This window comes from Mycobacterium sp. RTGN5 (genome assembly GCF_033804465.1).
Taxonomy (GTDB): Bacteria; Actinomycetota; Actinomycetes; order Mycobacteriales; family Mycobacteriaceae; genus Mycobacterium.
The window spans coordinates 378,628-398,360 of sequence record NZ_JAPZLA010000002.1 but is presented as its reverse complement, the minus strand read 5'-3'; the positions used below and the strand labels follow the sequence as shown (position 1 = coordinate 398,360).

Genomic DNA, 19,733 nt, shown 5'->3' with positions numbered 1-19,733 from the left:
TGAGCGAGCTTCCCATGATCGAGCAATGTTGCAAATGTCCGGGCGCCGGGTGAGCTCGCTCGCCGACGCGATCCGCAGGCATAAATCCGGCGAGGCGGTCGGCGTCTATTCGGTGTGTTCGGCGCACCCCACCGTCGTCGAGGCGGCCATCGCGCAGGCCGCCTCCGACGGCAGTCATGTCCTCATCGAAGCCACCTCGAATCAGGTCGACCAGTTCGGCGGCTACACCGGACTTCGCCCGGCCGAGTTCCGCGATGTCGTTCTCGGCATCGCCGATCGCTGCGGATTCCCACGCGAACGCGTCGTGCTTGGCGGCGACCATCTCGGCCCGAACCGCTGGCAAGGTGAAACCGCCGACGCCGCAATGACCAAGGCCGACACGCTCATCGCCGCCTATGTGGAGGCCGGCTACCACAAGATCCACCTCGACTGCAGCATGTCGTGCGCCGACGACCCGAATGTCCTCGACGACGAGATCGTCGCCCGGCGGGCCTCCCGCCTGATGAGGGTGGCCGAGGACTGCGCGCATCGCAAGGGCTCCGACCCGCCGATGTACGTCATCGGCACGGAGGTGCCGGTGCCCGGTGGAGCGCACGAAACCCTTGCCACCCTGACACCCACACCCGCGGATCGTGCACGCCAGACGATCACTGCGCATCGCACGGCGTTTCGAGAGTCGGGCCTCGACCACGTGTGGCCCAGGGTGATAGGACTGGTGGTCCAGCCCGGCGTCGAGTTCGACCACCTTCAGGTCATCGACTACCAGCGCGATGCCACCGTGGCGCTACGGCGAATCCTCGATGACGAGCCGCACCTGGTCTTCGAGGCTCACTCCACCGATTATCAGCGGCCCGCACAATTACGAGAGCTCGTCGAAGACCACTGGGCCGTGCTGAAAGTCGGACCGGCACTGACCTTCGCGATGCGCGAGGCGCTCTTCGCGCTCTCCCACATCGAGGACGAACTCCTGCCGCAGCCGGCACGGTCCAACCTGATCGAGGTCATCGAGCGCCGTATGCTCGCCAACCCCGAATACTGGCAGGGCTACTACGACGGAGACCCGCAGAGCCAGAAGGCGGCCAGACGGTACAGCTATAGCGACCGGCTTCGCTACTACTGGGCCGACGACGAGGTCGAGACTGCGCGCCGGGCCCTGTTGGACAACCTCGACAGCGTCGGCATACCCATGCCGCTCGTCAGCCAATTCCTACCCAATCAGTACGACCGGATCCGCGCCGGCGAACTCGATCCGACCGCGTCGTCGCTGGTGATCGATCGAGTCCGCGACGCGATGCGGCCTTACGCCCGAGCCGTGAGTGGAGTGACCGAATGACGAAAACCATCCCCGCCCAAGAAGCAGGCGGGGCAACGATTCTCGAGATCGGACAACAGCCGGGCGCATGGCGTGAGGTCGCCCGGCTCACCGATCCCGCGGTCACCCAGTTCATCAACGAGGTCACCGCGCGTCCCGACCTCCGGGTCATCCTGACCGGCGCCGGAAGCTCAGCCTTTATCGGCGAGATCGCGGCCGCCGCGGTGCGGCGCCACCTCGGCCGCCGCGTCGAAGCGATCCCGACCACGAGCATCGTCGCCAGCCCGCTCGATCACCTGGAGCGGCATACTCCGACATTGATGGTGTCCTTCGGCCGCTCGGGCAACAGTCCGGAAAGCCTGGCCACCACCGCGCTTGCCGACGAACTCGTCGATGACATCGCACATCTCATCCTGACCTGCGACCCCGCCGGCGAGCTGGGCCGGGCGCACGCCGGCCGCACCAATTCACGCGTCGTCTACATGCCGGAACGCACCAATGACACCGGTTTCGCGATGACGTCGAGCCTGACATCGATGCTGCTGACATGTCTGCTGCTGCTCGGGCCCGGGACCGACCGCGACGTCGAGGCGCTAGCCGGCGCGGCTGAGCAGGTCGTCGGTCTACAGCAGGACATCGCGGCACTCGCGCGAGCCAAGAAGCAGCGGTTTTTCTATCTCGGCAGCGGAGCACTGGCGGGGCTCGCGCGCGAGTCCGCCCTGAAGATGCTGGAACTGACCGCCGGTGACGTGGTCACGTACTTCGATTCACCGCTCGGTTTTCGGCACGGACCGAAGTCCGCGCTCGACGGCGACACACTCGCCGTCGTGTACGTCTCCAGTAACCCCTACACCCGCCGCTACGACCTTGACATCGTCACCGAGATCCGCGCCCAGCTCGGCGAGGACGCCGTCATGGTGATCACCACAGAGCCCCTTCCCGAGCACCTTGGTCCCGCCGTCGTGCTGCCGGGGCTCGACGGCTTGGATGACGCGCTTGCCGCCCTCCCGTTTCTGGTGTTCGCCCAGTACCTTGCGCTGTTCACGGCGCTCGAACACGGAAAGACCCCCGACAATCCCTTCCCCTCCGGCGAGGTCAACCGGGTCGTCCAGGGTGTCACCATCTACCCGATGACACAGAACGGAGCATGACGATGGCCCGCTATCTCGGCGCCGACGGCGGTGGCTCGAAGACCGCCTTCGCCCTCATCGACGACGCCGGGCACCTCATCGCCCGCGCGACCGCACCGACGTCCTACTACTTCAACGACGGCTTCGAGATCGTCGAAAAGTCACTCGCGCAGGGTGTTACGGACATCTGCACGCAGGCGGGCATCACGCCCGCCGAAATCGACGCGGCCTTCTTCGGCCTTCCCGGGTACGGCGAGGCCAGCGGTGATATCGCGGCGCTGGACGCCGTGCCCGCCGGTGTGCTCGGCCACCATCGCTACAGCTGCGACAACGACATGGTCTGCGGGTGGGCCGGCTCGCTCGCCGGCGAGGACGGCATCAATGTCATCAGCGGCACCGGGTCGATGACCTACGGCGAACGCCAGGGCGTCGGCCACCGCGTGGGCGGCTGGGGTGAACTCTTCGGCGACGAGGGATCTGCGTATTGGATTGCGGCGCAGGCGCTCAACACGTTCTCCCGGATGAGCGACGGCAGGCTGCCGAAAGGTCCACTGCACGGATTGATGAAGGAGCGCCTGCAGGTTACCGGCGATCTCGATGTCGTCAGCCTGGTGATCGACACATGGAAGGGAAACCGCAGCAAGATCGCCGCACTGGCCACGACGGTCTGTGAGGCCGCGGAGGCCGGCGACGAGGCGTCGTCGCGAGTTTTGTCGACGGCGGTCGATGAGCTCGTCACGCTGATCGAAACGACGCGGACGCTGATCGGGTTCACCGATCAGGAATCCGTCCCGGTGTCCTACTCGGGCGGAATGTTTTCCAACGAGGGCTTCCTCCGCCAGTTCGTCACCGCACTGCAGGACACGTCGGCTAAGTACGACCTGAACACTCCCCGGCTGGACCCCGCAGTCGGCGGTGCGCTCTACGCCGCCAAGCACAGCGGCCATCCGCTGAGTATGGCTGCCGTGCAACACCTTTCCGACAACAACCCGACGAGGTGACGTCACCATGACCAATGCCACTACCACCACAGCCCGAACCCGCGGCTGGATCTTCTACGCGACCCTGCTCATTCTGTTCTGGGGTGTCTGGGGCGCATTCTCGGCCCTGCCGTCGTCAAAGTACGGCTATCCCGACGAGATGATCTACTGCATCTGGGCGCTGACGATGATCATTCCCGCTGCGTTCATCCTTCGCGGTCAGAGGTGGGATCGCCGCCCGGCCGCGACGATCTATGGCCTGCTCATCGGACTGACCGGCGCCGGCGGCCAGTTGATTCTGTTCCAGGCGCTGACAATGGGACCGGCCTACCTCATCTTCCCGATCGTCTCGATCTCTCCCGCGATCACCGTCATCATGGCAATGGTGCTACTGCGCGAACGCATTTCACCGCTGGCCGTGGTCGGCCTTATCCTGGCACTGGCCGCCATCGTGATGTTCACCATCACCGGCGGCGAATCGGAGAACTCATCGGGACCGTGGCTGCTGCTGTCGATCCTGATTTGCGCGGCCTGGGGCGTGCAGGCGTACTTCATGCGCAAGACCGCGACGATCGGGGTCAACGAAGCCACCACGTTCGGCTGGATGACCATCAGCGGCCTCGCTTTGATACCGGTCGCGCTCATCATGCTCGGTGGCATCCCCATCGACTTCCCGTGGCAGGCACCTGCGTTGACCGCGATCACCCAGGTACTCAACGCCGTCGGCGCGCTGTTTCTCGTGATGGCGCTCGCCCGGGGCAAGGCCTCGATTGTGGCCCCGACCACGAACGCGCTGGCGCCCGCACTCACCGTGATCATCTCGCTGATCGCCTATCAAACTCTGCCGACCCTCTACGGCGCGATCGGCATCGCGCTGGCCCTGATCGGCTCGACGCTGATGGTCTACAGCGACGAGAAGCGTGGCGAGGCGCTGTCCGAAGCCGTGGTCGGCGACCGTCCGGCGAGCACCGAAGGTCGGGCCGCCCGGTGAAGCCGACCGTCGTCATCATCGGCGCAGGCAGCGTTGAGTTCACCCGAGAACTGCTCGGTGACATCCTGTCGTTCCCGGAGTTGGGTTCAACGCGGGTCGTGCTGCACGACATTGACGGCGAGCGACTCCAGACCGCAGAGGCGATCGCCCGCGCGACCGCCCACGCGGCCGGCGCCCATCCCGAGATCATCGCCACCCTCGACCGCCGCCGCGCCCTCGACGGGGCGAACTACGTCATCAACGTCATTCAGGTCGGCATGCACGAAGCCACCGTCCGCGATTTCGAGATACCGGCACGCTACGGATTGAAGCAGACGATCGGCGACACGATCGGCGTCGGCGGAATCTTCCGCGGGCTGCGGACATTCCCGGTCCTCGCCGGCATCGCGCGGGACATGGCCGAGCTGTGCCCCGATGCTTGGTTGCTGAACTACACCAACCCGATGGCGATGAACGTAACGTTCCTGCACGCGGTCGCGCCCAAGCTCAAGGTCCTCGGTCTGTGCCATTCGGTGTACTGGACGATGGTCGGCCTGTGCGAACTCATCGACGTGCCCTACGACGAGGTGTCGTACTGGTCGGCAGGCGTGAACCACCAGGCGTGGGTGCTGCGGTGGGAACGCGGCGGCCAGAACCTCTATCCGCTCCTCGACGAACGCATCGCCACCGACCCGGAACTACTCAGACGGGTGCGCGTCGATATGTATCGACGGCTGGGCTACTACCCCACCGAGACCAGCGAGCACAGCAGCGAATACGTCGGCTGGTATCTGCATGATCCCGCCGAGATTGAACGGCTGCGCATCAACGTGGGCGAGTACGTGGCTATCAGCGAGGCAAACCTGGCCGAATACGCCCGCGTGCGAGCTGAATTGGCAGACACCCAATCGCTTGCCATCGACACCAGCTCCACGGAGTACGCGCCTCAGGTCATCCACTCGCTGGAGACAGGCACCCCACGCGTGATCTCCGCCAACGTCGTCAACGACGGGCTGATCACCAACCTGCCCAACAGGGTTGCCGTTGAGGTGCCGACACTTCTCGACGCGCTCGGTGCGCACCCGATGAAGGTGGGCGACCTCCCTCCGCAGTGCGCGGCTCTCAACCGAGGCTTCCTCGGACCGGTGGATCTCACCGTGCGAGCCGCGGTCGACGAAGATCCGCGCCTGGTGCGCGCCGCGGCAATGGTCGATCCGAACACCGCGGCGACACTGACCGTCGATCAGATTTGGAACCTGTGCGACGAGCTGACCGTCGCCCACGGCGATCTGCTGCCCCCAGCATTACGCTCCACGCCCGCCCGAGAAACCGCCAATCAAGGAGTGTCACCGTGATTCGACGTAGGTTGTGCATCGCCCTGACCGCCGTCCTTGTTGGCGTCCTCGCCGCCTGCGGTGGCGGAGGCGGATCATCGGGCCCCACCGAGATCGCCGTGTGGCACGGCTACCAGGACACCGAGGGCGAGGTGTTCAAGGGCCTGGTCGACCAGTACAACAAGGAACATCCGGACGTCAAGGTGTCCGAGCTGTACTCGTCGAACGACCTTGTGTTGCAAAAGGTTCTCACCGCGGTGCGCGGTAACAGCGCACCGGACATCGCGTACATGTTCGGATCTTGGTCGCCGAACATCGCCAAGATCCCCTCGCTGGTCAACATGGCCGACGAAGTGAAGAAGCCCGACTGGAACTGGAACGATTTCTACGAGGCCGAACGCAAGGCGGCGACCGTCGGCGACAAGGTCGTCGGCGTGCCCGCACTTGTCGACAACCTGGCGATCGTCTACAACAAGAAGCTCTTCGCCGACGCCGGCGTCGCGCCGCCCTCGCCGGAGTGGACCTGGGACGACTTTCGGGCCGCGGCCGCCAAGCTGACCGACCCGAGCAAGGGACAGTTCGGTTGGCTGATCCCCGCCGATGGTAGCGAAGACACTGTGTGGCACTACCTTCCGATGCTCTGGGAGGCCGGCGGCGATATCCTCTCGCCGGACAACACCAAGGCCACGTTCAACTCCGAGGCGGGCATCAAGGCGCTGACGACACTGCAGCAGATGGCTGTGGCCGACAAGTCGCTGTACCTTGACACCACCAACGAGAACGGGCCGAAGTTGATGAACAGCGGCAAGATCGGAATGCTCGTGACCGGCCCTTGGGATCTGTCCCAGCTGTCCGACATCGAGTACGGAGTGCAGGTGATGCCCACCTATCCCGGTTCGAACGGCGGACATCAGACGATCGCCGGCCCCGATAACTGGGTGGTGTTCAACAACGGCGACAAGCGCAAAGCCGCTGCCATCGACTTCCTGAAGTGGTTGTCGGCGCCGGAACAGGTCAAGAAGTTCTCGGAGGGCACCGGCGACCTGCCGATCCGCGCCTCGGTCGGTGACGACAAGGCCGTGCTCGACGGGCTCGACAAGAACCTCCCCGGCACCGCGGCGTTCGTCGAGAACCTCAAGAACGTGAAGCAGGTGCGACCGCAAGTCGAGCAGTACCCGGCAGTCTCGGAGGCGCTGGGCCAGGCGATCGTGTCTGTGATGCTCGGCAAAGACCAACCCAAAGCCGCTCTGGACACCGCCGCCGAGGCCGCTGACGCGAAGTTGGCAGAGAAGTAGGGAGTCGATGCCCGCACTGCTTCGGCGGCTGAGCCGCACAGATACCGTGTCCGGATGGGCGCTGGTGAGCCCGGCGGCCATCCTGATCGGGGTCTTCGGACTGCTCCCCGTGCTGATGTCGCTGCAATTGTCGTTCCAGAAGTCCGACCTGCTCAGCGCCGAGACGCCGTGGGTGGGGTTCGACAACTACAAGAAGCTGGCTGACGATCCGATCTTCGTGGAGGCGATCAAGCACACCATCATCTACACGGCGTTGTTCGTGCCGGGCACGATGCTGGTGGGGCTGTTCGTCGGAGCGGCGCTGAACCGTTCGGTGCGGTTCATCTCGGTGTATCGGACGGCCGCATACGTCACGATGGCGGTGTCGACGATCTCGCAGGGGATCATCTTCCTGTGGCTGACCGACCGCGACTACGGGCTGGTCAACGCCGCGTTGAATGCGGTGGGCGTCTCGTCGCAGCCGTTCCTCGCCTCCCCGTCACAGGCGCTGTACGTGATCGTAGCGATGACAGTCTGGGGCTGGACCGGCTTCTCGGTGATCGTGTATCTGGCTGCGCTGCAGGGTGTTCCAGCGGAGTTGCATGAAGCGGCCGCTATCGACGGCGCATCGGCGTTCACCCGGTTCCGCACCATCACCGTGCCGCTGCTCGCGCCTGCAAATCTTTTTCTCGTCGTCTGGCTGACGATCAACGCGCTGCAGTTGTTCGACGAGGTGTACGTGACGACGCGGGGCGGTCCGTTGCGCGCGACCACGGTGATCGTCTACTACCTGTGGGACCGAGCGTTCGTGCAGTTCGACGCCGGCTATGCGGCAGCGATGGCTTACGCATTGTTCGTCGTCATCCTGATCGTCACGGCTGTTCAGTTCCGGCTCGCCCGAAGGCATGTGCACTCATGAGCGACCTTCTCACTCCCGTGCGGCTGGACACGGCCGAGCCGGGACGGGCGCGTCGTTGGCGGCTGCCGTTCAGCCCGTGGCATCTGGTCCTGATTCCCTTGACGTTCGTCCTGCTCGTGCCGTTGTTGTGGATGCTCGTCACGTCATTGGAGACCGAAGGCGAGGCGAATCACTTTCCGCCAGTGCTGTTCCCGCACAGTCCGCAGCTTTCCAACTACATCGAGGCGTGGGACGCGGCGCCGTTCGGCCACTTCTTCATCAACAGCGCGATGGTGACATCCGTGGTGTTGGTGAGCAATCTTGTGGTGTGCAGCCTGGCGGGTTACGCGTTCGCGCGGGTCCGATTCCTCGGCCGCGGAGCGCTGTTCGTCACGCTGATGGCGACGTTGATGGTGCCGTTCCAGGTCACCATGATTCCGGTTTTCCTGATCGTCAAGTGGTTCGGTGACAACGTCTGGGAGGGGTTGGGCATCGATCACATCGGTGCGCTGATGCTACCGAACCTGGCGACGGCCTTTGGCATCTTCTTCCTGCGGCAGTTCTTCATGACGGTCCCCGTCGAGTTGGAAGAGGCGGCCCGGGTCGATGGGACGTCGCGAATCGGCGTGCTGTTCAAGATCATCCTGCCACTGTCGTTGCCTGCACTATCGACGTTGGCAGCACTCACCGTGCTCACATCGTGGAACGATTTCCTGTGGCCGTTGATCGTCATCACCTCGCAGGATCAGATGACAATTCCCTTGGGGCTCAGCTACTTCCAAGGCGCACATCACGTCAAGTGGCCGATGTTGATGGCGGCCAACGTAATGAGCCTGCTGCCGATGCTGCTGGTGTTCATCGGGGCGCAGCGCTTCTTCGTGCAATCGGTCGCGTCGACCGGACTGAAAGGCTGAACATGGCGGAAGTGGAGTTCCGCGGCGTCACGCGGCGTTATCCGGGCGGTGTCGATGCCCTCAAAGAATTCAACCTGACTGTGGCCGACGGGGAGTTCCTGATCCTCGTCGGGCCGTCGGGGTGCGGGAAAAGTACCGCACTGAGACTTCTTGCGGGGCTTGACAAGCCGACGTCCGGAGAGATCCGGATCGGCGATGCGATCGTCAACAGGCTTGCGCCCGGCGAGCGTGACATTGCCATGGTGTTCCAGAATTATGCGTTGTATCCACACATGTCGGTCTATCGCAATCTGGCCTACGGGCTGCGGCAGCGCAAGACACCACGTAGCGAGATCGACCGTCGGGTCCGCGAGACAGCCGCGCTCCTCGAGATCGACAAACTGCTCGACCGGAAGCCCGGACAGCTCTCTGGAGGTCAGCGCCAGCGCGTCGCCATGGGCCGCGCGCTGGTGCGCCAACCACAGGCATTCCTGCTCGACGAACCGCTGTCGAATCTCGACGCCAAGTTACGTAATCAGGTCCGCGGTGATCTGAAGCGACTGCACCGTGAACTGCCCGTCACCTCGATCTATGTCACTCATGACCAGATCGAGGCGATGACGCTCGGCGACCGGCTGTGTGTGATGGCCGGCGGCGAGATTCAACAGATCGGCACTCCCGACGAGATTTACCACCGCCCGGCCAACACCTTCGTCGCGGCGTTCATGGGCAGTCCCCCGATGAACCTCATTGCGGCAGAGGTGCGATCGGGGGTGCTGCACGTCGGGGACGCGGCCGTGATCGCGGTATCGACGCCCGACGGTCCGGTGACAGTCGGCGTTCGTCCAGAGCATCTGCAACTGCACAACCGCGACGCCGACGGGCTATTGCCCGCGCGGGTCGATTTCATCGAACCGCTCGGCAGTCATGTTCTGGTGACCGCGCTCGTCGACAGCAGGGACGCGGCTACCACGCGGGTGATCGTTCATGCGCCGGCGGGCACCGACTTGCCGGCGGGCAGCCGTATCGGTCTCGAACTGCCGCCGGAAAGGACCTACTTCTTCGACGCCGATACGGGCAACGCCCGACCCAGTCGGGAGCGCGTCACGCTCTGACACTCGCTCACCGGGAGTGGTTGTTGCGTCGGTCCCGGTCACCGGCAACAGTTAGGTGCCAGGAGACCAAGGGAGGCCGATGACCCCGCAGGACAGCTCATTCGACGAGACCGTTGACGTCATCGTGGCCGGCTCCGGCGGCGGCATCACCGGTGCGTACACCGCCGCCCGCGAGGGCCTGTCGGTAGCACTGGTGGAGGCGACCGACTTCTTCGGCGGGACGACCGCCTACTCGGGCGGCGGCGGCATGTGGTTCCCGTGCAACCCGGTGTTGCAGCGCGCGGGCAGCGACGACACGATCGAGAAGGCGTTCAACTACTTTCACGCCGTCATCGGTGACCGCACCCCACTGGAACTGCAGGAGACCTACATTCGCCGGGGCCCGGGCCTGATCGAATACCTGGAGGGCGACGAGAATTTCATCTTCTCCGTGCTGCCGTGGCCGGACTATTTCGGCAAGGCGCCGGACTCCCGCGGCGACGGAATGCGCCACATCGTGGCCGCACCGGTCCGCGGTGAGAAGTTGGGCCCCTACGCCGGATTCGTGCGCGGGCCACTCGACCACGACCGCCTCGGCACACCTGCACCGGAAAAGCTGTTCGGTGGCCGGGCCCTGATCGGTCGGTTTCTCGCCGCACTGGCCGGCTACCCGGACGCCGCGGTCTACCGCAACGCCCAGCTGACCGACCTCATCACCGACGGCGGGCGCGTGGTCGGTGCCGTTGTGCAGCGCGACGGTAACCCGGTCCGGATCGGCGCCAGGCGCGGAGTGTTGTTGGCGGCAGGCGGATTCGAGCACAACCCCGCGCTGCGGGAGTCCTACGGGGTGCCCGGCACGCCCGCCGACAGCATGGGCGGCCCCGGCAGCACCGGCGCAGCGCTCGAAGCGGCGATCCGCGCCGGTGCGGCCACCGATCTGATGGATCAGGCGTGGTGGTCGCCGGGCCTGACCCACCCCGACGGTCGCTCGGCATTCGCACTGTGGTTCACCGGCGGCATCTTCGTCAATCAGGCCGGCCAGCGGTTCGTCAACGAGTCTGCGGCATACGACCGGATCGGCCGGGAGATCATCGCCGAGATGGCGGCCGGCCGGCTCGATGTCCCGTTCTGGATGGTCTACGACAATCGTGACGGCGAGGTTCCGCCGGTTCAGGCGACCAATGTCTCGATGGTGGACACCGAGGAATACCGTGCCGCCGGATTATGGCGCAGCGCAGACACTTTGGCGGAGCTGGCCGAGGTGATCGGGGTGCCTGCCGAGAGCCTGGAACAAACGGTCGCCCGCTACAACGCGATGGTCGCCAGCGGGGCTGACACCGATTTCGGCCGCGGCGACGAAGCCTACGACCGGGCCTTTTCCGGGGGCGAATCACCAATGGTTCCGATCGACACGCCGCCCTTCCACGCCGCGACGTTCGGCCTGTCCGATCTCGGGACGAAGGGTGGTCTGCGCACCGATGCCAGGGCCCGGGTGCTCGACGAGGCCGGTCAGCCGATCCCCGGCCTGTATGCGGCGGGCAACACCATGGCTGCGGTCAGCGGAACGACGTATCCCGGCGGTGGAAACCCGATCGGCGCGTCGATGTTGTTCAGCCATCTCGCCGCCCTCGACATGGCCGGCGACGTCAGGTCTGCTTGACCAGCTTGAACGGCATGTTGATGAACAGCGCCAGGCTGTGCCCACACGCTCCTGACTGACCGGTGGTCGAGTCCTGGCCGACCAGCATGTTGGAGCTGGGATCGGTCTGATCGCCGCCGGGACTGGAGCCGTGGAACCGAATCACCTGTAATCCCGGTGCACTGGTGCCGTCCTGGCAGGGCATCCAGTCCTGGATCACCCGCTTGACCCGCCAATCCCCGCCGGTCTGGAAGATCGGAGCCGTCCAGCCCGCGTCGCTGCTGACGGTGCCGGTGCACTCGGTGGGATAGCTGCACTGCGACGAGATCGTCCAGATGCTGCGCACGCTGCGCTCATCGTGGAAGACATCGTTGCTGGTGGCCCACTCGCCGTTGGACGTCGCGACGAACGTACCGTTGAGCGCCCACCGATCGGAGGCGCTCGCGGTCGCAGGGTCCACGACGCCGACGACCGCGGCAGCGGTCAGCGCCGCGACGCTGATCAACACTCGTGACGTACGCATCTGGCCTCTCCCCTCAGCTGTGGTCATGTCGTCGGCAGCAGATCCTGCCAAGAACGATCCTCACCGGACTGCACGAGATTGGTCTGGCGAGCCACGTTTCCATCCGGTGTCGAGTACTGCCCCGTTGCCGGGTCATAGGTGGCGATCGCCACCGATGGCCCACCGGGCGCGCCCGGCTTGAAGGCGCTCGGCGCGACGCCCGGGCCGCCACCGGTATCGGTCGGCGCGATATTCGGAACACCCACCGGCCCGGTGAATCCGCCAACGGGTGGGATTGGATTAGCCGGTGGGGCCGGAACCGGTCCGGCCGGCAGCGGCGTCCCCGCCAGCGGACCGTAGATGTGGTCCTGGAACGTGGTCCGGTCGTCGGGCGGGATGCCCTGCGCGATGAGGTTCGGGTCGATCGGACTGGGCCCGGTCGCGTGCTGACGCATGGCAAGCGGCTCGAACGGCTTGTCGCTATCGCAGATCTCCACCGTGGGAGCACGCTTACCGGGCTCGGCCTGGCACGGGTAGTTGCGGGCGCCGCGGACAGCAGTCGGTGAGTCCTGCGGAAGCTTGCAGTACAACCCGTCGGGGGTATCGGCGTCGGACAGGTCCTCCGGTGAACGCCACTGTGATGGCGGCAGGAAGCCCACCGTGCAGGGCGGCGGATCGCTGATCGTCAACGTGAAGTCGCCCAACGTCATACCCGTCGGGTTGTTCAGCGGTGAGCCAACCGCCTGGATCGAGCCGATGTAAGGCGGCAGCAACACCAGCAACTGTTCCAGGCTCCGGTTGTAGGTCACCCCCACCTGTCCCAACGTCGTGAGGCTGGCCAGCAGCACCGGCAACGTCGGCTTGACCTGGTTCAGCAACGCCGACCCTTCATCGAGCGCACCGGGGCCGTTGGCCAAGATGCCGCGCCACTGCGGGTCGTTGGTGCTGAGCTGGTCGGTGATCCCGGCCAGGCTCTGCGCCCAGGTACGGATCGAATCGGTGGAGGCCAGCTGACCGTCCAGCAGGGGCCGGCTGTCCTCGACCAACGTGCGGGTCTGGTCGGCACTACTGCTGAAAGCCGCCGCAAGCCGTGACGCGGAATCGTTCAGCGTGGTGAGGTCATCACCGGCGCCGTTCAGGCCCTTGTAGGCGCTGCTCAGCAGATCGGTCAGACGGTCGGTCGGGATGCTCTTGAGCAGAGTATTGGTTTGGTCGAGCATCGGGCCGACGGCCTGCGGAATCCTGGCCTGCGCAACCGGAATCACCGATCCATCATGCAAATACGGTCCGGAATCGGTGTGCGGCACCAGATCCACGTACTGCTCACCGACCGCCGACACGCTGAGCACCCGTGCCTCGAGGTCGGCAGGCACCTTCGGATCGGTATCCAGCGACAGCGTGGCTTCGGCACCGGTACGGGTCGGCCGCACTTCGGTGACCTTGCCCAGCTGGACACCGCGGAAGGTGACGTTCGAGAACTGGTAGAGCCCACCGGTTCTGGGCAGCTGCAGCGTGACCGTCATCTTCCCGATACCGAGCAAGGTCCCCACCTGCAGGTAGGCCACCACCATGACGCCGATACCGACCACCGACGCGATCGTGAAGATGATGAGCTGATTGCGGACAAACCGAGTCAGCATCAGTTACCCCCGTCCTGTGGCGCCGGCTCTGGGGCCGGGCCGGGCAGTGGACCGGAGACCGGGCCCGGCTGTGGATCAGAGCCCATACTCGGCGCCGGTTGCGTGGCGGCGGCCAGCGACGCCGGTTGGCCCGGCTCTGGGGGCATCCCGGTATCGATATCGGCCACCTGCGTCGGCGGCGGCGCGGGGCTGAACGGAGCGTGCAGCGGATCGTAGGTGTACGTCGCGTACCACGGATCCCCCGGTGCCGGAACGAGTTTGGCGTTCTCGTCGCCCCACCGCGTACCGAGCATCAGGGTCTTCTTCAACCGCGGCACGGTCAAGTCGAAGATGATGAATTGGTTGAGGTAGTCACCGCGGATACCGCGGTCGATCACCTGCTGGGTGTAGGGGAACGTCGGGAGGTAGGCCAGCGCGGTGTCCAACTTGGGACCGACGTCAGCCAGTGCCTTCAGCGCGGGTTCGAGGTTCTGCAGGTTGCGGACCAAGTCAGTCTTGGTGTCGTTGACCAGGCCGGTGGCCAAGTTGGAGAAATCGCGGAACTTCTCCAGCGCGGTCGTGATGCGCGGACGCTCCTTCACCAGGACATCGAGCGCGGGCGGAATCCGGTCGAGCGCGTTGGTCAGGACTTCCTGCTGGCCGGCAAACGTGCCGGCCAGCCGGTTCAGTGAGTTGACCGCCTCGTTGATGCTGTCGCGCTGAGTAGCCAGCAGACCGACGAAATCATTGAGCTGCGTGAGCAAGTCGCGGACCTGGTCCGTCCTGCCGCCCAGCGCCGCACTGAACTCGTGGATGATGTCGCCGATCTGGCCCAGTCCCCCACCGTTGACGACCACCGACAGCGCCGAGAGGGTCTGCTCGGTCGACGGGTAGGTCGATGAGCGGTTGAGGCCAAGGGTCGCTCCCGGCTGCAGAACTCCGGTGGGCGCCTGACCCAGCGGCGGATTCAGCGCCAGATGCATCGAGCCAAGAAGGCTGGTCTGCCCTACCGACGCCACTGCGTTGGCCGGGATCACCACACCGGGTTCCACCGACACCTCGACATCGGCATGCCAATCGGCCACCGACAGCGCGCCGACACTGCCCACGACGACGTCGCCAACCAGCACCGGTGAATTCGATTCCAGCTGACCGATATTGGCGATCTCGATGTGATACGTGTTCGAGCCCTTGCCGTGGCCGGCGGTGCCCGGCAGGGGCAGGGAGTTCAGGCCACCGAAACTGCAGCCGGTCGCCGTCACCGCCACACAGGACGCGGTCACCAGGAGACGCTGCACCGAACCACGACGCATCATGAGGGCGGATTCCCTTCAGCCGGCGCCGGAGGTGCCGATTCGGCCGGAAGCAGGATGCCATCCAGGTTCGATGGTGTCGGAGCCGCAGGCCCGACCGGGACGCCCGGCGGGATCGGCGCGCCGGGGAAGATCCCGGGTGACGGATCAGCAGGCAAACCGTTGGGGGCGTAGGAGCCGTGGTACGTATTCGGCGGGCCACCCCAGCCGGCCGGCCCCGGCACGTCGCCGTTGTAGCCCGTGTATGCCGACACCGAGGGCGGAATCTCGTAGCCCGGCGGGGTCGCACCAGCACCGCCGGGGGCCAGCCCTGGCTCGGTGTAGATCAGCTTGTCCGGGCTGGTGGACTTGCCCAGATAGGCGTTGAACGGGAACGGCAGGTAGTTGAAGTTGAGCAGCCGCAGGGCCGGCCCGAGGTATTGGGCGCATTCCTTGCCGGTCGTATCGGCAGTTGCGTTCTGAATGGCACCGATCGCCGAGCAGACCACCTGCAGCGGGTTGGAGAAGTTCGCCAGCGCGAATCCACCCAACGCACTTTGCGAGTCGGGGTTATAGATGTTGTAGGCGTTGCCAATTGCGTTGGGTGCCACGTGCAGGAGGTTCTCCACGACGAGCTTGTTGTCGGCGAGGTTCTTGGTCACGCTACTCAGCCGCTGCAGTTGCTCGGCAGTCTGGTTGCGCGTACCGGCGATGAATCGTTGAACGTCGACGACGGCGCTTGACAGGTTGGTCAGTGCGCCGTCGATGTCGGACCGGCTGCCGTCGACCACGCTGGACAGGGACGCCAGGCGGTCCTGGAACTGCACGATCTGGGTGTTGCTGTCGCGCAACGCCGTCACGAACGTCTGCAGGTTTTTGATGGTGTCGACGATGTTGCCGCTGCCGTCGGCCAGCACCTTGCTGACCCCGGACAGCTGCGCGATCGCGTCCCGCAGCTTCTCGCCATTACCGTCCAGGGCGTTGGCCGCGGTATCGATGAAGCGCCCGACCGGCGTGGTCTGCCCGGGGGCGGACGGCCCGAGATCGGTTGCCAGGCGCATCAACTGGGTCTTGATCTCGTCCCACTCCACCGGGATCGCGGTGCGGTCAAGACCGATCACCGCACCGTCGGCCATGGTGGGCCCTTTGTCCTCGTAGGGCGGGGTCAGCTGCACATAGCGGGCGCCGACCAGGTTCTGCGAGACGATCACTGCCTCGGCGTTGGCCGGGATGGGCACTTTCCGATCCACCGACAACACCAGTTTGGCCTTCGTGCCCTGGGCGTCGATGGACTCGATCGTGCCGACCCTGACCCCGGCCACCCGCACCTGGTCACCGGGATAGATCGCGGTGGCGCTGGTGAAGTACGCGGTGATGGTGTTGGGCTTGAAGAACACCTGCCGAACCAGCAGCGCGATTCCACCGAGAATCACTACCGCCAGCACTGCGGCCACGATGACCGTCAGCGGCCTGCGAGACTTCATGGTTGTCCCCATCGCTCATTAGGTTGCGGTACCCCGTTGTACGGGAACGGGATTTCCGCACGCGGTCCGGCATTGTCGGCCGGCTGCCCGGCATCGGTACCGCGCCGGAAGCCCAGCGCGTAGTCGAAGAAGGGCTGAAGTAGCTGCGCCGGGCTGAGGTTGGCGACGAACGCGTTGTAGTAGAAGCCGTTGTTGACGGCTTCGGCCTGGGTCAGCTGGAACTTGGCCAGGCCCTTCATCGCCGCGGTGATGTTGTCGTTGTTCTTCTCCAACATCGCGGTGACCGAGTTGATCTTCTCCAAGGCTGGTGCCAGGTCCTTCTCGTTGTCGGCCACGATCCCGCTCAGCGTCCTCGACAGGGCGGAGGTGCTGGCCAGCAGGTTCACGATGGCGTACCGGCGCTGCTGCAGGACACCGATCAGGTCGTTGGCGTTGAGCAGCAGGGTGTTCACCTGTGCGCTGCGCTGCGAGAGGATGCCGGTGACATTGGCCGCACTCTTGAGAAGGTTGCCCAGTGAGTCGTTGCGTTCATTGATCATTCGCGACAACTTGCTGATCCCGTCGAAGGTCGGGCCCAGCTGCGGGGTGATGCGATCGAGCGTGTCCGACAGAGTGTCCAACGATTGATTGATCGCCGCGGTGTCAGTTTCGGCGGTGTTGCCCGCGAAGTCGGACAGCGACTCGCTCAGCGAGTACGGCGATCCGGTACGCGACGCCGGGATCACGTCAGCCGCCCGAAGTGTCCCCTTGCCGCTGGACTCCAGCGTCAGAATCCGTTGCCCCAGCAGCGTTCCGGTACGGATATGGGCGCTGCTGTCGGCGCCAAGCCGAACGGAGCCTTTGACCATGAAGGTCACCAGCGCCTTGCCGTGCTGCAAGGACACATCCGAGACGGTGCCGACCTTGACACCGGACACCTTGACGTCATTACCCGCCTGTAGTCCACCGGCTTCGGTGAACAGCGCCTGATGCCGGATCGACGTGGCAAGCGACACCAGCTTCTCGGGCGCCAGCCCGATGGTGATGACGAGCACGATCAGAGCCAGGCCGATAAAGCCCGACTTGATCAGCGAGGACCCACGATATTTGAGCATTAGGGCTCCGCGCACCTTCCAGAGTGTTGAATGATCCAGGGGAAGTAGGCGGTGCGGCCCTGCAGGTCACTGACGCGCAGGGACAGGCCACAGAGGTACTGGTTGATCCAGCTGCCGTAGGACCCGAGCCGCACCACCTTGCGGTAGTTCGCCGGCGCCTTCTGGATCGAGATGTCCAGCAGTTCCTTGTCCTGATCCAGCAGCGGAGCGAGCCGGCCGAGCTGGTCGACGGTGCCGGCCAGCGGTGTGCGCGCCTGGGTGAGCAGGTCGGTCAGCGAGGCGGTGCCGTTGTCCAACGCGGTGATCGACTGCCCGATGGGGTCTTTATCCGCGGCCAGCCCGGTGATCAGCTTCTCCAGCTTGTCGACGGCCCCGGAGAACTTGTCGCCGTCCTTGCTGATGGTGGTGACCACCGTGTTGAGGTTGTCGATCACCTGCTGCACGTTTTGCCTGTTATCGGCCAGCGCGGTGGTGAACGACGTCGTCTTGGAGAACAACGAGTCGATGTTGCCATCCTGGCCCTGCAGGATCTGGATCATTGAGTTGGTCAGCGCGTTGACATCCTGCGGATTAAGGCCCTGCACCACAGGTTTGAGGCCACCCAGTAGCAGGTCAAGATCCAGCGCGGGCTCGGTACGATCCAGCGGAATCTGGCTTCCCGGCGGCTGGATCTTCGCCGACCCCGGGCTGTCGACCAGTTCCAGATACCGATCGCCGACCAGGTTGAGGTAGCGCACTGTCGCCTTGGTCCCCGAGGTCAGGACGACCTTGCGGTCGGCGTCGAAATCGACGACCACCTTGTTATCCGGTTGCAGCGCAACGTCGCTGACCGTGCCGACGCGAACACCGGCCACCCGCACCGAATCTCCGGACTTCAGGCTCGACGCGTCGGCGAAGACGGCCGAGTAGGAGTTGTCCGAACCCGACCGGTACTGGCCGAAGATCGCGAACAGTGCCGCGGTGAACAAGATCATCACGACGCCGAACACGCCGACCTTGACCAAGGTCTTCCACAGCGCGGTCATCCCGGTTGTCCGATCTGTGCGGTGTTGCGCGGCGGCCCGTCCAGTGGGCCGAACAGCGCCTGCTTGAGTGCGTCGGAGTTCAGCAAGATGCCCTGGTTGCCGTATTGGGCGGGGTTGGCGCCGATGTCGGCGACCACGAACGGCGGGCTGGTCTCGAATGGCACCTTTGGCATGTCGGTACATTGCGGGCCACCGGTGGCGGCGACCTTGGGCAGGTTGGCCGGATACCGGTAGCGCTCACGGCCGAGGAAGAACGACTGCAACAGAACCGCGCCCGGCAGCGGCAGGCCGGGGCCGGTAGCCAGCGGAACCAGACCGCCAATACCGCACGTCAGCGCTGGGCTGTACTTGTTGAGCAGGTCGGTGGTGGGCACCAGCAGATGCACCACGTTGGCCAGCGGATCCTTGTTTTCGCTCAGCACCTCGGTGCCGACGTCAGCCAGGCCGATGGCACTGACCAACAGTGCGTCCAGATTCTGGTCCTGATCGACGATGGTGTCGCTGATCTTGGCAGCGTTCTTGACCGTTGACAGCAGGTCATTGGACACGTCGCCGTAGGCATCGAACACCTTTGGGGCGACGGCCAATTCATGGTTGAGGGTGTCCAGGCTGGGGTTGAGCTTGGCGAGCGCGGTATCGAGGTCCACCAGGGTCTGGCCGAACTTGTCACCACGCCCGTCCAGGGATTTGGCGATCGCGCCGAGTGTCTGGTTGAGCTTGGTGGGCTCGATCTGCGAGAGCACCGAAACCAGCTGCTGGAACACGGTGTTGACCTCGACGGTGACGTGCTTGCCGTCGATCACCTGCCCGGCCTGGATGTTCTTCGGGGACGCGTCAGTCGGCGGATTCAGATCGACGAACTTCGAACCGAACACCGTGGAGGAGGTGATGTCCGCGGTCACGTTGGCGGGGATGTCGTTGATCCGGCCGGGGTTCAACGCCAGGTGCAGCGCGGCTCTGCCGTCCGGCAGCAACTCGATGGACGAGACCTTGCCCACCTGCGCACCGTTGAGCTTGACCTTCGCGTCGGGGTTCATCACCAGGCCGGCACGCTCGGAGACCACCGTTACCGGAACGGTTTTGGTGAAGCTGTCCTGGAACAGCCCAACGGACAACGCGACGATCGCGGCGATGGCTACCACGGTCGCCAAACCGGCGACCATGCGCGCGCTACCTGATTTCATCGGGCTCTT

General features: G+C 65.0%; 17 protein-coding genes. 10 read left to right on the top strand and 7 right to left on the bottom strand.

Annotation, left to right across the window (positions count from 1 at the left end; all coding sequences use genetic code 11):
• The first annotated feature begins 25 nt into the window (after positions 1–25).
• From SLQ31_RS14495 to SLQ31_RS14450, 10 genes are all read left to right on the top strand, one after another.
• Complete coding sequence (locus SLQ31_RS14495) at positions 26–1,333, top strand: D-tagatose-bisphosphate aldolase, class II, non-catalytic subunit (protein WP_319433718.1); 1,308 nt, start codon at positions 26–28, stop codon at positions 1,331–1,333.
• Positions 1,330–2,463, top strand: coding sequence for an SIS domain-containing protein (locus SLQ31_RS14490; protein ID WP_319433716.1), 1,134 nt, complete (start codon positions 1,330–1,332; stop codon positions 2,461–2,463). Before SLQ31_RS14495 ends, SLQ31_RS14490 begins: the two co-directional genes overlap by 4 nt.
• Before the next feature lie 2 nt (positions 2,464–2,465).
• Positions 2,466–3,443: an N-acetylglucosamine kinase gene (locus tag SLQ31_RS14485; RefSeq protein WP_319433714.1), complete on the top strand. Its 978-nt coding sequence runs from the start codon at positions 2,466–2,468 to the stop codon at positions 3,441–3,443.
• A 7-nt stretch (positions 3,444–3,450) separates the two neighbouring features.
• Positions 3,451–4,413, top strand: coding sequence for a DMT family transporter (locus SLQ31_RS14480; RefSeq protein ID WP_319433712.1), 963 nt, complete (start codon positions 3,451–3,453; stop codon positions 4,411–4,413).
• Complete coding sequence (locus SLQ31_RS14475; RefSeq protein WP_319433710.1) at positions 4,410–5,747, top strand: alpha-glucosidase/alpha-galactosidase; 1,338 nt, start codon at positions 4,410–4,412, stop codon at positions 5,745–5,747. The genes SLQ31_RS14480 and SLQ31_RS14475 overlap by 4 nt, the downstream gene beginning before the upstream one ends.
• Positions 5,744–7,021 (top strand): ABC transporter substrate-binding protein, encoded by a 1,278-nt coding sequence (locus SLQ31_RS14470; RefSeq protein WP_319433708.1) that lies wholly within the window; start codon positions 5,744–5,746, stop codon positions 7,019–7,021. The genes SLQ31_RS14475 and SLQ31_RS14470 overlap by 4 nt, the downstream gene beginning before the upstream one ends.
• A gap of 7 nt (positions 7,022–7,028) precedes the next feature.
• Entirely contained in the window at positions 7,029–7,919 is an 891-nt protein-coding gene (locus SLQ31_RS14465; RefSeq protein ID WP_319433706.1) for a sugar ABC transporter permease, read from the top strand.
• Positions 7,916–8,812 carry a carbohydrate ABC transporter permease gene (locus SLQ31_RS14460; RefSeq protein ID WP_319433704.1) on the top strand — a complete coding sequence of 299 codons (897 nt, stop codon included), beginning with the start codon at positions 7,916–7,918 and terminating at the stop codon, positions 8,810–8,812. Before SLQ31_RS14465 ends, SLQ31_RS14460 begins: the two co-directional genes overlap by 4 nt.
• Before the next feature lie 2 nt (positions 8,813–8,814).
• Entirely contained in the window at positions 8,815–9,906 is a 1,092-nt protein-coding gene (locus tag SLQ31_RS14455; protein ID WP_319433702.1) for a sn-glycerol-3-phosphate ABC transporter ATP-binding protein UgpC, read from the top strand.
• 79 nt (positions 9,907–9,985) lie between these two features.
• Positions 9,986–11,545, top strand: coding sequence for an FAD-binding protein (locus SLQ31_RS14450; protein ID WP_319433700.1), 1,560 nt, complete (start codon positions 9,986–9,988; stop codon positions 11,543–11,545).
• Here SLQ31_RS14450 and SLQ31_RS14445 read toward each other — a convergent pair.
• The 7 genes from SLQ31_RS14445 to SLQ31_RS14415 are packed head-to-tail and all read right to left on the bottom strand — an operon-like array spanning position 11,532 to position 19,724.
• Positions 11,532–12,047 (bottom strand): hypothetical protein, encoded by a 516-nt coding sequence (locus tag SLQ31_RS14445; RefSeq protein WP_319433698.1) that lies wholly within the window; start codon positions 12,045–12,047, stop codon positions 11,532–11,534. The genes SLQ31_RS14450 and SLQ31_RS14445 overlap by 14 nt on opposite strands.
• A gap of 23 nt (positions 12,048–12,070) precedes the next feature.
• On the bottom strand, positions 12,071–13,666 hold the full coding sequence (locus SLQ31_RS14440) for an MlaD family protein (protein WP_319433696.1): 1,596 nt from the start codon (positions 13,664–13,666) through the stop codon (positions 12,071–12,073).
• The gene (locus SLQ31_RS14435) at positions 13,666–14,961 is read right to left on the bottom strand and encodes an MCE family protein (RefSeq protein ID WP_319433694.1); all 1,296 of its coding nucleotides are present in this window, start codon (positions 14,959–14,961) and stop codon (positions 13,666–13,668) included. The genes SLQ31_RS14440 and SLQ31_RS14435 overlap by 1 nt, the downstream gene beginning before the upstream one ends.
• On the bottom strand, positions 14,958–16,421 hold the full coding sequence (locus SLQ31_RS14430; RefSeq protein ID WP_319433692.1) for an MCE family protein: 1,464 nt from the start codon (positions 16,419–16,421) through the stop codon (positions 14,958–14,960). Before SLQ31_RS14430 ends, SLQ31_RS14435 begins: the two co-directional genes overlap by 4 nt.
• Entirely contained in the window at positions 16,418–17,515 is a 1,098-nt protein-coding gene (locus SLQ31_RS14425; RefSeq protein ID WP_319433690.1) for an MCE family protein, read from the bottom strand. Before SLQ31_RS14425 ends, SLQ31_RS14430 begins: the two co-directional genes overlap by 4 nt.
• Complete coding sequence (locus SLQ31_RS14420) at positions 17,515–18,540, bottom strand: MCE family protein (protein WP_319433688.1); 1,026 nt, start codon at positions 18,538–18,540, stop codon at positions 17,515–17,517. Before SLQ31_RS14420 ends, SLQ31_RS14425 begins: the two co-directional genes overlap by 1 nt.
• Complete coding sequence (locus SLQ31_RS14415; protein ID WP_319433685.1) at positions 18,537–19,724, bottom strand: MCE family protein; 1,188 nt, start codon at positions 19,722–19,724, stop codon at positions 18,537–18,539. The genes SLQ31_RS14420 and SLQ31_RS14415 overlap by 4 nt, the downstream gene beginning before the upstream one ends.
• Positions 19,725–19,733 lie beyond the last annotated feature (9 nt).

What these genes read in the sequence shown, in the direction of transcription:
- SLQ31_RS14460 (WP_319433704.1), top strand. Translation starts at nt 7,916, where the DNA reads ATGAGCGACCTTCTCACTCCCGTGCGGCTGGACACGGCCGAGCCGGGA.
- SLQ31_RS14420 (WP_319433688.1), bottom strand. Translation starts at nt 18,540, where the DNA reads ATGACCGCGCTGTGGAAGACCTTGGTCAAGGTCGGCGTGTTCGGCGTC.
- SLQ31_RS14490 (WP_319433716.1), top strand. Translation starts at nt 1,330, where the DNA reads ATGACGAAAACCATCCCCGCCCAAGAAGCAGGCGGGGCAACGATTCTC.
- SLQ31_RS14435 (WP_319433694.1), bottom strand. Translation starts at nt 14,961, where the DNA reads ATGATGCGTCGTGGTTCGGTGCAGCGTCTCCTGGTGACCGCGTCCTGT.
- SLQ31_RS14455 (WP_319433702.1), top strand. Translation starts at nt 8,815, where the DNA reads ATGGCGGAAGTGGAGTTCCGCGGCGTCACGCGGCGTTATCCGGGCGGT.
- SLQ31_RS14430 (WP_319433692.1), bottom strand. Translation starts at nt 16,421, where the DNA reads ATGAAGTCTCGCAGGCCGCTGACGGTCATCGTGGCCGCAGTGCTGGCG.
- SLQ31_RS14450 (WP_319433700.1), top strand. Translation starts at nt 9,986, where the DNA reads ATGACCCCGCAGGACAGCTCATTCGACGAGACCGTTGACGTCATCGTG.
- SLQ31_RS14425 (WP_319433690.1), bottom strand. Translation starts at nt 17,515, where the DNA reads ATGCTCAAATATCGTGGGTCCTCGCTGATCAAGTCGGGCTTTATCGGC.
- SLQ31_RS14495 (WP_319433718.1), top strand. Translation starts at nt 26, where the DNA reads ATGTTGCAAATGTCCGGGCGCCGGGTGAGCTCGCTCGCCGACGCGATC.
- SLQ31_RS14485 (WP_319433714.1), top strand. Translation starts at nt 2,466, where the DNA reads ATGGCCCGCTATCTCGGCGCCGACGGCGGTGGCTCGAAGACCGCCTTC.
- SLQ31_RS14445 (WP_319433698.1), bottom strand. Translation starts at nt 12,047, where the DNA reads ATGCGTACGTCACGAGTGTTGATCAGCGTCGCGGCGCTGACCGCTGCC.
- SLQ31_RS14415 (WP_319433685.1), bottom strand. Translation starts at nt 19,724, where the DNA reads ATGAAATCAGGTAGCGCGCGCATGGTCGCCGGTTTGGCGACCGTGGTA.
- SLQ31_RS14480 (WP_319433712.1), top strand. Translation starts at nt 3,451, where the DNA reads ATGACCAATGCCACTACCACCACAGCCCGAACCCGCGGCTGGATCTTC.
- SLQ31_RS14465 (WP_319433706.1), top strand. Translation starts at nt 7,029, where the DNA reads ATGCCCGCACTGCTTCGGCGGCTGAGCCGCACAGATACCGTGTCCGGA.
- SLQ31_RS14440 (WP_319433696.1), bottom strand. Translation starts at nt 13,666, where the DNA reads ATGCTGACTCGGTTTGTCCGCAATCAGCTCATCATCTTCACGATCGCG.